This is a genomic window from Chitinophaga skermanii (genome assembly GCF_003259335.1).
GTDB lineage: Bacteria > Bacteroidota > Bacteroidia > Chitinophagales > Chitinophagaceae > Chitinophaga > Chitinophaga skermanii.
Genome location: NZ_QLLL01000009.1, coordinates 11,543 through 26,670, shown reverse-complemented (window position 1 = coordinate 26,670; position 15,128 = coordinate 11,543). Strand labels below are relative to the sequence as shown.

Annotated in this window: 8 protein-coding genes; 7 read left to right on the top strand and 1 reads right to left on the bottom strand. The window is 41.0% G+C overall.

The genetic code is table 11. The features are described 5' to 3' along the window. Positions 1-97: 97 nt before the first annotated feature. The 3 genes from rpoC (at position 98) to LX64_RS20890 (ending at position 6,808) form a co-directional block, all read left to right on the top strand. Positions 98-4,393 (top strand): DNA-directed RNA polymerase subunit beta', encoded by a 4,296-nt coding sequence (gene rpoC, locus LX64_RS20900; RefSeq protein WP_111599656.1) that lies wholly within the window; start codon positions 98-100, stop codon positions 4,391-4,393. A gap of 255 nt (positions 4,394-4,648) precedes the next feature. Continuing rightward, the gene (locus tag LX64_RS20895) at positions 4,649-5,251 is read left to right on the top strand and encodes an OmpH family outer membrane protein (protein WP_111599655.1); all 603 of its coding nucleotides are present in this window, start codon (positions 4,649-4,651) and stop codon (positions 5,249-5,251) included. Between the two features lie 120 nt (positions 5,252-5,371). Next, positions 5,372-6,808, top strand: coding sequence for an APC family permease (locus LX64_RS20890; RefSeq protein WP_211324864.1), 1,437 nt, complete (start codon positions 5,372-5,374; stop codon positions 6,806-6,808). Positions 6,809-6,907: 99 nt separating this feature from the next. Here the strand turns inward: LX64_RS20890 and LX64_RS20885 are convergent, their stop codons facing one another. Further along, positions 6,908-7,285 carry a hypothetical protein gene (locus tag LX64_RS20885; protein ID WP_111599654.1) on the bottom strand — a complete coding sequence of 126 codons (378 nt, stop codon included), beginning with the start codon at positions 7,283-7,285 and terminating at the stop codon, positions 6,908-6,910. A gap of 503 nt (positions 7,286-7,788) precedes the next feature. Between LX64_RS20885 and LX64_RS20880 the strand changes: the two genes are divergently transcribed. The 4 genes from LX64_RS20880 to LX64_RS20865 all read left to right on the top strand — a co-directional run bounded on the left by LX64_RS20880 (position 7,789) and on the right by LX64_RS20865 (position 14,477). Further along, positions 7,789-8,745 carry a FecR family protein gene (locus LX64_RS20880; protein ID WP_158538700.1) on the top strand — a complete coding sequence of 319 codons (957 nt, stop codon included), beginning with the start codon at positions 7,789-7,791 and terminating at the stop codon, positions 8,743-8,745. Between the two features lie 86 nt (positions 8,746-8,831). After that, positions 8,832-12,038 carry a TonB-dependent receptor domain-containing protein gene (locus LX64_RS20875; RefSeq protein WP_111599652.1) on the top strand — a complete coding sequence of 1,069 codons (3,207 nt, stop codon included), beginning with the start codon at positions 8,832-8,834 and terminating at the stop codon, positions 12,036-12,038. Positions 12,039-12,104: 66 nt separating this feature from the next. Then, the gene (locus LX64_RS20870) at positions 12,105-13,547 is read left to right on the top strand and encodes a T9SS C-terminal target domain-containing protein (RefSeq protein WP_111599651.1); all 1,443 of its coding nucleotides are present in this window, start codon (positions 12,105-12,107) and stop codon (positions 13,545-13,547) included. A 114-nt stretch (positions 13,548-13,661) separates the two neighbouring features. Next, positions 13,662-14,477, top strand: coding sequence for a hypothetical protein (locus LX64_RS20865; RefSeq protein WP_148707411.1), 816 nt, complete (start codon positions 13,662-13,664; stop codon positions 14,475-14,477). The last annotated feature ends 651 nt before the right edge of the window (positions 14,478-15,128 follow it).

Genomic DNA, 15,128 nt, shown 5'->3' with positions numbered 1-15,128 from the left:
AGCACTGCTTATGGCTGGTAGATTTTATATAGGTTCTCCAGGGAAAAAATTTTAGTGCCAATAGCAACGCTAACGGTTCACAGCTAAAAGCTCACAAATGGCCATCAAGAAAGAAAATCGTCCTAAATCAAATTTTAACAGCATTACCATTAGTCTTGCTTCTCCAGATGCAATCTTGGAGCGTTCTTATGGTGAAGTGTTGAAACCTGAAACTATCAACTACCGTACTTACAAGCCGGAACGTGATGGTTTATTTTGCGAAAGAATATTCGGTCCGGTAAAGGATTACGAATGCTATTGCGGTAAGTATAAACGTATCCGTTATAAGGGTATCGTGTGCGACCGTTGTGGTGTGGAAGTGACTGAAAAGAAAGTTCGTCGCGAAAGAATGGGACATATCCGTTTGGTAGTGCCTGTAGTACACATTTGGTACTTCAAATCGTTGCCAAACAAAATTGGTTACCTCTTAGGTATGTCATCTAAGAAATTGGAAACAATCGTATACTATGAAAGATACGTTGTTATTCAATCTGGTATCAAACAAGAGAAAGGTCTTAACCACGGTGATTTATTAACCGAGGAAGAATACTTGGATATCTTGGATACTTTACCAAAAGATAACCAACTCTTACCGGATGAAGATCCGAATAAATTTATCGCTAAAATGGGTGCTGAAGCGGTAGAATTGTTGTTATCCAGAATTGATTTGGATGGCCTTTCTTACCAACTTCGTAACCAAGCAGCTACAGAAACTTCTCAACAACGTAAAGCTGAAGCGTTAAAACGTTTGAGCGTTGTAGAAGCTTTCCGTGAAGCAAATACACGCGTAGAAAACCGTCCTGAATGGATGGTTATGCAATACATCCCAGTTGTTCCACCAGAGTTACGCCCACTCGTTCCATTGGATGGTGGTCGTTTCGCTTCTTCCGACTTAAACGACTTATACCGTCGTGTAATCATCCGTAACAACCGTTTAAAACGTTTGATCGAGATTAAAGCACCGGAAGTAATCTTACGTAACGAAAAACGTATGTTACAAGAAGCGGTTGACTCGTTGTTCGATAACTCAAGAAAATCGAACGCGGTGAAAGCTGAAGGTGGTCGCGCTTTGAAATCATTATCTGATGTATTGAAAGGTAAACAAGGTCGTTTCCGTCAGAACTTGTTAGGTAAACGTGTGGATTACTCTGGTCGTTCTGTAATCGTAGTAGGTCCAGAATTGAAACTCCACGAATGTGGTTTACCGAAAGATATGGCGGCTGAATTGTTCAAACCATTCATCATCCGTAAATTGATCGAAAGAGGTATCGTAAAAACCGTTAAATCTGCTAAGAAATTAGTAGATCGCAAAGAAGCGGTGGTTTGGGATATCTTGGAAAACGTATTGAAAGGTCACCCAGTGATGTTAAACCGTGCCCCAACGTTGCACCGTTTATCTATTCAAGCGTTCCAACCTAAATTAGTAGAAGGTAAAGCTATTCAATTACACCCACTCGTATGTTCTGCGTTCAACGCCGATTTCGATGGTGACCAAATGGCGGTACACGTTCCTTTGAGCAATGCCGCAATTTTGGAAGCACAATTGTTGATGCTTTCTTCTCACAATATCTTGAACCCTCAGAATGGTACGCCAATCACCCTTCCTTCACAGGACATGGTACTCGGCTTGTACTACATTTCTAAGGGTAAAAAATCTACACCTACTGAAATCGTGAAAGGTGAAGGTAAAGCCTTCTACTCAGCGGAAGAAGTAATCATTGCACACAATGAGAACAGGGTAGACTTGCACGCTCACATCAAAGTGAAAACTTGGGTGAGAGAAGCAAACGGTGAGCTTGCTTACAAATTAATCGAAACGACTGTAGGTCGCGTATTGTTCAACCAACACGTACCAAGAGAAGCCGGTTATGTAAACGCATTGCTTACTAAGAAATCGTTAAGGGAAATCATCGGTGATATCATTAAATACACTGATATTCCTAAAACAGCTAAGTTCTTGGATGATATTAAACAACTCGGTTTCCGTACGGCATTCCGTGGTGGTTTGTCGTTCAACATCAATGACCTTATCATTCCTGAAGTGAAACAACAAATGGTTGATAGCGCTGCAGGTGAGGTTGATGAAGTTTGGGACAACTACAACATGGGTCTTATCACCAACAACGAACGTTATAACCAAATCATCGATATCTGGTCGAGGGTAGATACCAAAGTAACAGAAACATTGATCCGCGAGTTAGCAACCGATAAACAAGGTTTCAACTCTGTGTACATGATGTTGGATTCTGGTGCGCGTGGTTCAAAACAACAGATCAAACAGTTGGCTGGTTTGAGGGGCTTGATGGCTAAACCTCGTAAATCTGGTTCTACAGGTAGCGAGATCATCGAAAACCCGATCTTGTCGAACTTTAAAGATGGTTTGAACGTACAGGATTACTTCATCTCTACGCACGGTGCTCGTAAGGGTCTTGCGGATACGGCCTTGAAAACGGCGGATGCGGGTTACTTAACACGTAGGCTTGTGGACGTTGCTCAAGACGTAGTTATTAATGAAGAAGATTGTGGTACATTACGTGGTATCGCTACTTCAGCATTGAAAGATAATGAAGAGATCGTTGAACCATTATACGATCGTATCTTGGGCCGTACATCATTACACGATGTGTACGATCCACTTACCGAAGAATTATACGTAGCTGCCGGCGAACAAATCACGGAAGACGTAGCAAGACGTATCGAAGACAGTTCAATCGACACGGTTGAAATTCGCTCTGTATTAACTTGTGAAAGCCGTCGTGGTGTGTGCGTAAGATGTTACGGTAAAAACTTGGCAACAGGTTACACTGCACAAAGAGGTGATGCTGTAGGTATCATCGCTGCACAGTCAATCGGTGAGCCAGGTACACAGTTAACACTTCGTACCTTCCACGTGGGTGGTGTTGCGGGTTCTGCTTCAGTAGAATCTACGCTTACTGCTAAATTCGATGGCACCATCCAATTCGATGGTTTGAGAACAACCGTGTTCGAAAACAAAGAGGGTGATAAAGTACATGTTGTTATCGGTCGTACTGGTGAGGTACGTATCATGGATGTTAAAAACGATCGCTTGTTGATCACAAACAACGTTCCTTACGGTTCTACATTGTTAGTGAAAGACGGCCAGAAAGTTGCGAAAGGCGACGTGATCTGTACTTGGGATCCGTTCAACGCCGTTATCGTTTCTGAAATTCCTGGTTCAGTTCGTTTCGACAGTATCATTGAAGGTATCACATTCCGCGAAGAGGCCGATGAACAAACTGGTCACCGCGAGAAAGTGGTTATCGAAACAAAAGATAAAAACAAGATCCCGTCAATTGTTGTAGAAGGTAACAAGGAATTGAAATCTTACAACTTACCGGTAGGTTCTCACATCGTTATCGAAGAAGGTGAAACCGTTAGATCAGGTCAAGTACTCGTTAAGATCCCACGTGTACTCGGTAAACTCCGAGATATCACGGGTGGTCTCCCACGTGTAACTGAATTGTTCGAAGCGCGTAACCCATCTAACCCAGCTATCGTTTCTGAAATTGATGGTGTGGTTGCATTCGGTAACATCAAACGTGGTAACCGTGAAATCATCATCGAAAGCCGCGAAGGTCAAATCAAGAAATACTTGGTGCCATTAACACGCCACATCCTGGTACAAGATGGTGACTTCGTAAAAGCAGGTATTGCACTTTCTGATGGTTCTACAACCCCGGCTGATATCTTGGCAATTAAAGGTCCATTCGCTGTACAAGAGTACTTGGTGAACGAGATCCAAGAGGTTTACCGTTTACAAGGTGTGAAAATCAATGATAAACACATCGAAGTAATCGTGCGTCAAATGATGCGTAAAGTAACCATCGAAGATCCAGGTGATACAAGATTCTTGGAAGGTGATACAACCGATAAATTCGAATTCTTCGAAGAAAACGACCACATTTTCGATAAGAAAGTGGTAACAGAAGCAGGTGAATCTACTACGCTTAAAGCTGGTCAGATCGTTACGCTCCGCCAAGTGCGCGAAGAAAACTCGCTTCTCCGTCGTTCAGATAAACAACTCGTTGAGTTCCGCGATGCGAACCCAGCAACATCTTCACCGTTGTTGTTAGGTATCACCAAAGCATCTCTTGGTACTCACAGCTGGATCTCTGCAGCTTCGTTCCAAGAAACTACGAAAGTATTATCATCTGCAGCTATCAACGGTAAAACGGATGATATGCTCGGCTTGAAAGAAAACGTTATCACTGGTCACCTCATCCCTGCAGGTACTGGTTTGCGCGAATTCGAAAACATGATCGTAGGTTCTAAAGAAGAATACGATATCTTATCTTCTACGAAAGAAGTATTCCAATTCGATGAAGAAGAATAATCTTCCCAGCGAATAAACATCATACAAAACGGCCTCTACTTGTAGGGGCCGTTTTTATTTTATCATCTCTGCACGCCATCATCCTTCATAATAAATTAACCTCCTGCGCCCAATTCAAGCCCTGTATAAAAAATCTTCTTAAAAAAAAGCCCCAACCCGCACTAATATTCATTTTTAACGTTTTTTATTTTCTGGAAAATCTTATTTTAGCTACTTATTACGAACTAAATCCAGTAGTCAAAATCTACAATCAACATGTATACTAAAAAACAAATTGTGAAAAACGGGTTTTTAATGGCCATCGTAGCTGGCACTTTTATGGCTTGCGGACAATCCAACAATGCGAACAATGCAGCTAAATCTGCGTCCGACAGTGCATCATCTGCAGCGACTGGTTTAAAAATTGCTTATGTAGATCTTGATTCACTCGAAGCGCATTACGAATTCTTCAAACAAAAGAAAGCAGAACTCGAAAGAAAACAATTGGCGATGGATAACGAAATCCAAGCCGATGCACGCGTTTTACAAGAACAATACAACAGCTTGCAAAGACGCGCTAATACTTTAACCCAAGCAGAAGGTGAAGCTATCCAACGTGATTTGATGGCGAAAAACCAAAACTTGGAACAAAAACGCCAAACGTTATCTCGTCAATACATGGAAGTAGAACAATCTTTCAACGACGAATTGCGTAAAAAATTGGATTCATTCTTATTGAAATTCAATGCAGATAAGCGTTACGGTTATATCTTCTCTTACCGCGACGGTGGTACCAACATCTTGTATAAAGATCCTGCGTACGACATCACCGACGTTGTAACAAAAGGTTTGAACGACGAAGCTGCTGCTAAAAAATAATACGGGGAAACCCGCAAAGTTTTTATAAATTGATCCCGGTTTTCAATGAAATCCGGGATTTTTTTTGGACATACGCCAACAACTTCCTGTAACTTTTACTTGCTTATTCATCTCGTCTACATGTCGACAACAATCAACCAAAATTCACAATTTAAGCCCAGCCTGGGCTTATTAGATGCTACCATGTTGGTAGCCGGCTCTATGATCGGGTCGGGTATTTTCATCGTTTCCTCGGAGATTGCGTATAGTTTGGGTTCTGCTGGCTGGTTAACGGCTATGTGGGTGCTAGCGGGCATTGTGACAATTATCGCGGCTATGAGCTACGGCGAATTATCCGGGATGTTTCCACGTGCGGGTGGTCAATACGTTTACCTCCGCGAAGCCTACAACCCTTTCATCGCGTTCTTATTTGGATGGACGCAATTTGGTGTAATACAAACAGGTACTATTGCCGCTGTGGCTATGGCATTTGCGAAGTACACCGATTATGTGTTCCCCGTATTGGGCGAATCCACCGTTATATTGCCGCTAGGCATAGTGGATATCACTGTTGGGCAATTGGTGGCTATAGGCTCCATCGTATTACTCACCTTCATCAACACGCGCGGTGTGCAACACGGTAAATGGTTACAAACCATCTTCACCTTGGCGAAGCTATTATCGCTCTTTGGGTTGATCGTTTTTGGCTTCTTACTGGGTGCTAAAGCAGAAATTTGGAACGCTAACTGGGTAAATGCTTGGGCTCCAGCAGCATTAACGAAAGATGCTACTACCGGTACTATTTCCAGCGTTGCATTAGGTGGTCTAACCTTGTTAGGTGCTATTGCAGTATCCATGAAAGGTTCTCTTTTCTCTAGTGATGCTTGGAATAACGTTACTTTCATCGCTGCAGAAATTAAGAACCCGCAGAAAAACATTGGCCGCTCTTTATTCCTCGGTACATTAATCGTGACCATCATTTACGTGAGTACAAACCTTATGTATTTATCGGTATTGCCATTCAATGAAATCGCTTTTGCGCCTAACCAACGTGTAGGTGTAGCAGCGGCGCAAGCCATATTCGGTGGCGTTGGATCATTGGCTATTGCAGTAATGATTATGATTTCTACATTCGGTTGTAATAACGGCTTAATCTTAGCGGGTGCGCGCATGTATTATACGATGGCGGAAGATGGAGTATTCATTAAAAAGGCCGCGGTTTTAAATAAGAACAGTGTACCAGCTAACGGTTTGTGGTTACAATGTATTTGGGCATCCATTTTATGCTTAACAGGTAGCTATAATAAATTATTGGCATTGGTGATTTTCGGGGTATTATTATTCTATGTGCTTACCATTTATGGTATTTTCAGGTTGAGAAAAACGCAGCCCGATGTGCCACGTCCTTATAAAGCATTCGGTTACCCTGTATTACCGGCGATCTATATTGTAGTGGCTTCTGCCTTGGCCTTGTTGTTATTATATACAGAAACAACGTATGCGCTCTTTGGCTTGGGTATTATCATCTTGGGTATACCTTTCTACTACATTGCGATGAAAACGAAAAAAACGTCTTAAAACATACAATTCAATACATTTCCTGTTTCAATAACAAACGGTCTCTACAATGTAGAGACCGTTTTGTTTTATGTTACTTTTTGGCGGAAGTAGAGGGTATTATGATTTTTGGAAAGATTCCATCGCGCGGTAAGATCCGTCGGCGTCTACACGTACAACGTTTACGCGGCTTTCAGTTTCCAAGGTAATGATGTAGTATTTGCTGCCTTGTTTATTGATTTCTTGTACTGCTTTGATGTTTTCATTAGGGCATTTCAAAATCAAAGTTTCGATAGCAGCTTGTGGTAATTCAACATCTGAAATGAAGCGGCTAGTGGCTAATAAGGTGCCGTTTTCAGCAAAGAATTGTCTTACTTTTTTAACAGCTACTTTTTCGGTGTTAGTAGTGGCTACTTTAGCGATGTTGATTTTTTTATTGTTTGCAGCAGCTACAGTAGCGATGCAGATGAAGGCGATAAAAGTGATAATGTTTTTCATGATAGTAATTTTTAAATATTTTGAATGCGTTTGTGTATTTGTTGTTTGATGACTCAAAGGTATGAACGGTTTTAAAGTAGGTAAAATGAATAGTTATTAGCGGATGATCGGTAAACTGAAAATGTAAAAGTGTTCGTTTTTGTACAGAGCGGACAAACGGGGGGATTGCCTTGTAAGTCTTTGCTGTATTGGGTTTTGGCGAATTGAGCGGGGATTTTTGAGGAAGAAAAGTTCGGCTTCACATGATTTTAACACTAGGGGCGTGTGGTATTTGAAAAATGGGCATTTTCGATAGTGGACGGTTTGTCTCATTTTCGGACAATTTTTATCTACATACACCACAATAGTCGCAAAATCAATCCATTACATGCATCTTCCTAGAGGGCAGCAACCAAATACATGTTACCAAATTGTGAACTCCAATTTTTGATTGGTACAATTGGTCGTTTGAAACGTACTCTTATTGTAAGCAGGAAATTTTAGCGCGAAAGATGCTTTATAACATGGAAATAAATCAACACATACTCGAACGATACTTTGCAGGCACTGCCTCTGCTGAAGAACAAGCACAAGTAGAATTGTACTTGCAGCAAACAAGCACGCCCGGGTTAGATCATTTCCTGTTACAAACATGGCACAAGGCTAACCCCGAAACGCCGGTTGTTCCAATACATAATAAACAACCCAAAAAAGCATGGTTCTACGGCGCGGCAGCCGCTGCCGTAACGGCCATCGTAGGTATGTTTGCTTGGCATGCGCAAAAAGAATTGCCTCAGCAACCACTAGCACAAGCATTCGATACATTATATAATGCACAACCGAACGTAAAAACCGTGATAATGCCCGATGGCTCGAAAGTTTGGTTGAATAGGCATGCAACCCTCGTATATGCTACGAACTACAACGAGCAGAAACGCGAACTGTGGTTGCAAGGTGAAGCCTATTTCGAAGTGGCACAGAACAGCCAATTACCTTTCAAGGTGCATGCAGGTGGCGTTATTACCACCGCCTTGGGAACTTCATTCAATATCGCTACCGGCAATAAGGCCGACGGCAGTGTGCAAATCAGTTTGTTATCGGGTAAAGTTGGGATTAGTTTAATGGATAGTAGCAGTCATAATTATTTGCGCGTATTAGCGCCCGGTGAAATGCTCTCATTTAAACAAGGAAGTTTGCTCGCGCATGCCACGCAGTTCAATGAAGAAGAAGTAATGGACTGGAAAAATGGAAAATTGTTGTTTGAAAAAAATACGCTCGCCGATGTATTAGCCAAGCTGCAAGGACGCTATGGTGTTAACATCCAATTAAACGACGAATCGTTAATACATCGGAAAGTGAGCGGTAAGTTTTCCTCGAGTGTTTCACTAGAACACGTATTGAAGTCGTTGCAATTTGTTCATCAATTCAATTATCAACGCACTACTAATGGAACGTATATCATAACATCGATCAAAAAGTAATTTACCCGTACCGAGTAATATGCAATAGGCTGCGCTGAAGAATCAGCTGTAGGAAACATTTTCAACATTTTTAAACTAAACAACGTATGCAAAAATCTACAAAGGGATTTTGTACTGGAATTGTCGTGCCATTTAAAACCTACTCTTTGTGTATCCTGCTGTGCTGCTTGGCTCCCGTGGCGCTGTTCGCGCAATCATACAAATCGCTTAATAACAAAGTGCAAATTTCATTGCAACAAACGAATGCAGAACAAGTGGTAAAGCTCTTGGAAAAACAAACACCATTCACATATGTGTACGATCCAGAGCATTTATCGAACTGCAAATTGCAAACCGTAAAGTTCCCGAATAACACCCTCGGCGAAGTACTCGATTACCTCGACCAATCTGCGCCGATTGATATAGATTATAATGATAACACGGTTGCTATTCGCAAGGGCAAACAAACCTCGAAAGCAATCGAAGAAAATGGTACCATCACCGGTAAAGTAGTAGATAATAAAAATGAAGGTTTACCGGGTGTAACCGTATTAGTGAACGGTTCGCAAGGTACTGTTACTTCCGTAGATGGTTCTTACACGATTCCATTACCGCCAGGTAAGTACACGGTAGAGTACCGTTATATTTCCTTCACTACGCAACGTGTAACAGATGTGTTGGTAGCTGCATTACAAAACACGCCCTTAAACATAGTTATGGCAGCTTCTAAGAACGCCTTGAAAGAAGTGGTGGTAACAGCCAACTTTCAACGTTCTTCTGTAGAAGGTTTATATGCTTTGCAAAAGAACAACGCCGGTATTACCGATGGTATTAGTGCAGATTTGATTGCCCGTACACCCGATAAAAACGTGGGCGAGGTGTTGAAACGTGTAAGTGGTTTGGCAACGGTTGATAATCGTTATGTCGTTATCCGCGGTTTAAGCGAACGTTATAACCAAGCGATGTTGAACAACCAAATTATGCCAAGCACAGAGTTAAACCGTAAGAACTTTAGCTACGATGTTATTCCTACAAGTTTGATCGAAAACATTACGGTAATTAAAACTTTAACACCAGGTATGAGTGCCGAATTTGGTGGTGGTTTAGTGGAAGTTAATACGTTGGATGTGCCGACAAGGAATTTTTTGAACATCGGGATCGGTGCATCTTATAATGATAATACAACCGGTAAGAATTTCCGATTAATGGGGTTCGATGGTCGGGAATACTGGGCTACGCCTTCTAAGCAACGCGATTTTGCAGGTAAGCTGAATTGGAATTCTAGGGCAGGTATGATCAAAGCCTTTGATGCTTCCCCGAAGAATACTGCTGTGCAAAATAGTTGGGGTATTAACCAATGGAGTGCGCAACCTTCTAGCAATTATAGAATTGCTTTGGGTAGAACAATGAAAATGAATAATGGTCAAGCCGGTTTAGTAGCGGGTTTTAGCTACCGGAACAACTTGAATACCCAGGATATTCAATCTACCCGTGCAGGGTTTATCAACGATTTATCGGTGTTGAAGAACCCGGAGCTGATGAATAACAGCAAACGATATTTATTCAATACCAACATGAGCGGTTTAGTGGGCTTGGGGTTTCGCAACGCACAGCATAAAGTAAGCTTAAATGGTATTATGATTCGCAATTTGGACCAATCGATGCAATTGGGTTCAGGCCAAATTAGCAGCGTAGACAAGATGGCCATCTATGATATTACAGCACAAACGGAGTTATACCAAGCACAGTTAAAAGGTGATCATGCTTTAGGCAAAAAAGGAATGAAGTTAAAATGGTGGGGAAGTTATACTTACCTCGATCGTAAGAAACCGGATAACCACGAAGCCTTGGCCGATTATATGCATGCAACTGATGAAGTACCTGGAGAATTGTTAAACGTGGGTTCTATTGGTAGCAGTATGATTTCTGTGGGCTCTTTACGTTGGTGGAGTAGGGCAGTAGAAAACAACCTAGGTTGGGATGCTTCTTTATCGATGCCATTTACCTTCAAATTAGGTAACCAAACGGTGAATAATACGGTGAAAGGTGGTTATGGTGGTTGGACGAAAGATCGTAAGTTTTACGTGATGAACTTGGCGAATGCTGCGAGTCCTGGCGAGAAATACCCATACTTAGGCGATGTATTTGCTGCACCTTATTTGGATAGCATTTTCGTAAACCAGTTTGGTGATGATATGAATAAAACAGCTGTATTACATTCAGTTTACGGCATGTTAGATCATAAATTAGGCGATAAGTTAAGGCTTGTTTGGGGGTTAAGAGGAGAATATATCAACTTGAACAGGTTGAATGAACAAGTGATACCAAAAGTAAAAGCATTGTTAGGAAGTGGTTATAAGAATGATATTGATATGTCGGCCTTGTTTGAATTAGAACCTAACTGGCATTTATTTCCATCGGCTAACTTAACCTACAGTCTTACCCAAAAAATCAACTTACGCTTAGCATACGCTAAAAGTATTGTACGCCCAGATTTGAGAGAATATGCCTACTTCCGTGAGTTCGACTTTGAATTAGGCGGCGACTATCAAGGTGGTATGATTCGTTCTACGTTAATCGACCACTACGATTTTAGATTTGAATATTACCCGAAACCGGGCGAAGTAATGTCGGTTTCATTGTTCTATAAATATTTGAAAAACCCGTTAGAGATTTACAAAGAAGGTATCAACCGCCAGTACAGTTTGTATAACAACCATAGTGCTACAAATACGGGTATTGAATTAGAATTGCGTAAATCGTTAGCTTTTACCAATGTGCCTGTTATTCGTAACCTAAGTGTGTATGGCAACTTTACATATTTGGATGCCTATGTTACCCAGTTACATTTTACATATTTCCCCGATAACCCGCAAGATCCAAAAAAGATCATCGTAGAAGAAACAAAAGGTGAGCGTGAACATCGTCCTCAATCAGGCGCCAGCAACTTTATGTACAACTTCGGATTGTATTACGATACTAAGCCTGTTAGCCTGTCTGTGATGTATAACAAAGTAACGAACCGTATGTATCGTCCATCTTTGATCTACACAGAATCATTGTACGAACAACCCATTGAATCGCTGGATGCACAATTGGCGTTCCGTATGTTACAACGTAAGTTGGAATTGCGTTTGAATGCATCGAATTTGTTGAACAGCATTTCGTATATCTACCGCAACTATACCCAAGAAGGCGGCAATTTAGTTGACCCAAGCAAGAAAGACATCCGTTACCAAAAGGATCGTGATGTATTGGATTATAGTGTGAAACAAGGACGCACATTCAGTGCAACATTTACGTACAATTTTTAAAATAATTGAAGATATACCTTGGCCAGGTACCTAGATCTATAATCAAAACAAGAAAAAGAAAACCCAATGAAAAAACATCCTTTGATTTTAGCAGTTGTTGCATTAGCAGCTCTCGCTACAGCTTGTAACAAAGATCACAAAGCTGAGCAACAACGCCCTGTTTTAGCCGGTGTATTAGCCGGTTGCGAAACGCCAGGTTCTTGCGGCGATAGCACTATTAACACTAACATTACTGCTAACCTCACATTGCGCAGCTGTAAAAAATACAAACTTTCGGGTTTAGTATACGTTAAAAACGGCGCAACGTTGACTATCGAGCCAGGTACACGTATCGAAGGTATCAAAGGTTCACCAGGTGGTACTTTGATCGTAACAAGAGGTTCTAAAATTATTGCAGATGGTACTGCATCTTGCCCAATCGTTTTCACATCAGACCAAACATCTCCACAATCAGGCGACTGGGGTGGTATCGCGATATTAGGTCGTGCTGAAATCAACCAACCGGCTGATACTGCATTTATCGAAGGTTTGAACGTTACACCTGGTCCTGATGGTTACTATGGTGGTTTAAACAACAGCGATAACTCTGGTATCTTACGTTATGTAAGAATTGAATACGCTGGTTACGAATTAGGTACTGACAATGAATTGAACGGTTTAACATTAGCCGGTGTTGGTTGTGGTACAATCGTTGACTATGTTGAAGTATTCAAATCTAAAGATGATGCATTCGAATTCTTCGGTGGTACAGTGAATGCTAAACACTTGATCGCTGTTGATGCTTTGGATGATATGTTCGATTTCGATAACGGTTACCGTGGTAGCATCCAGTATGCTTTAGGTTTATCAGATACTACACGTGCTGATAAGAGCCAATCAAATGGTATCGAATGCGATAACGACGCTTCTTCCTCTACCAATTCTCCGAACACTTTACCGGTTATCTCTAACTTAACAATCATTGGTGTTCCGAATGCTACTAAAGCTAGCATTACTAACGGTGCTCCATCTGGTACTGGTAGATATGGTCGTGGTGCACACTTCCGCAGAAATGCAGGTTTCACATTGGTGAACTCAATCGTAATGGGCTTCAACTTAGGTGTTTCTTTGGATGGTACATTAACACAAGACAAATTATTGGTGAGCGGTGTTTCTTGTTTCAAAAACAACTTGGTTCACGCCTTCACATCTAGCAAACAATTTGCTACAGAAAGCGCGGCAGGTTCATTCACTCCATCAACTGATAACTTAGGTTATAACGATGTGAACCCTAACACAAGCATCAAATTGGTTGCTCCATTCAGCAGAACAACTGCTAAATTCTACATGCCTGTACAAGGTATTCCAGCATTAACATCTCCAGCTTTAACACAAGGTACTACTACAAGTTGCTTAACAGTTACTTGTACAGCTACTCCTTGGAGCTGGGTTACAGAATCATTCCGTGGTGCCTTCGGTTCTAACACCGCTGGTACTGACTGGGCTGCTGGTTGGGCTATTTTCCAATAAGCATATTGTAGAGCGATTGAATGCGACTGCATTCAATCGCTCTTTTACTGTTCGTATTATAGATCATACTCTTCAAATTTCTAGGTAACAATCATCAAGCGCATTTTAATTTATATGAAACCGATTATTCGAATTATTTGTAGTCTTTTTTTATTGGGATGTGTAGTTAGTTTTACAGCATGCAAAAAAGGCGAGGCTGTTGAAACGATCAAATTGACTGCTATAAGTGTAGGTGCAAACGGGGAAGACATTCCATTAGACGTTTATGTAAATGGTAAAAAATTGGGTAGCGTAAACGGTATCAACCCCGTACTACGTCAACAATCCATTGTACCCCAAACACTCGATTCTTTAAGGATATCATATAATCGACATGATGATGGAGCCCTTGTGCGCGACACCGTTATCAAACAAGTAAAAGGCGATGTGTACCTCGATTTACAATATATGCCTTCCCTCAACATCGTTCAATTTGGTAGTTTGCAAATTGATCGTCCTTCCAATGATTCTATCGCCGTTTCATTCTTAAACGACGTGAACTTTGAATCGAAAAAAATTACCGTTCAAATTTTCATATCGCACGACGGTGGCTTCACTTATGATCCTTCTGAAAAAGTTTTTGAGCAAAAAGACTTGGCATTTGGAGCCTATTCCAACTTTGTAAAATTGCCGGTTCGTGATGCGAATGGTCAATTGATTGATTATGCCGCGAACTTTATCGACAGCGAAACAGGCTACGATGGTACCCGTGCGTATTATTTGAGCATTGGGTTAGATATGTATGGTGGATTACCATTGAATGGTAATGGTGGTATTGATGCACAGTGCAACCCAGGCAAGCTAACATACATTCGCTTTTATGTGGAACCTTATACCGAGAATGGACAAACTTATCAATTACAATACCCTAAAAAATTGCTCGAACTCTAATATCATTCACTATCCAGTGAAAACCCTATTTTTCAAAGGTGCTGCGTTTCCTTATAGTAAATTAAATGCAGCATTTTTAACGACAGCACGGGATATTTTTATCCCGTGTTTTTTATTTATTTCCCGCAGTGAACCTATCCTGCAAGTAACCAGCTAGTTAAAGTCAAAAATGAGCCTAAAAAGGCGCATTTATAATATCTCCCAATGTTCTTCTAATGTTCTTCTAATGGTCTCCTAATGTTCTCCCAATGTTCCCCATATATCCAGGCTATATATCATCCTAACCGGTTATCGAAGATGGAAAAGGAACGAACAGCTTCATAGCATGCTTGTAATAAGGTAAATCGATTTTTTCATACCTCTTTCGTGTTACTTGATGGAGGGGATCGATAGCTTGCAAAATCGTATAGTACGTGTATTTACGTCAAAAACAGGATGTATTATATCATAACAAAATAATTATTTCAAAGAATAAAATATCTACAAGATCAAAGCGTTTGATAGTGAATACGTAACCATAAGAAAGGCCCTTTAACCCAGGTGAACAGAGAGGAAAATTTTGAAATAATAATTTTTAATAATAGTTTTTTTCCGTAATTTTAAACCAAGCAAATAAAAAGTGACTGCTGTTTAGATTGCAGTGAGCCTTTG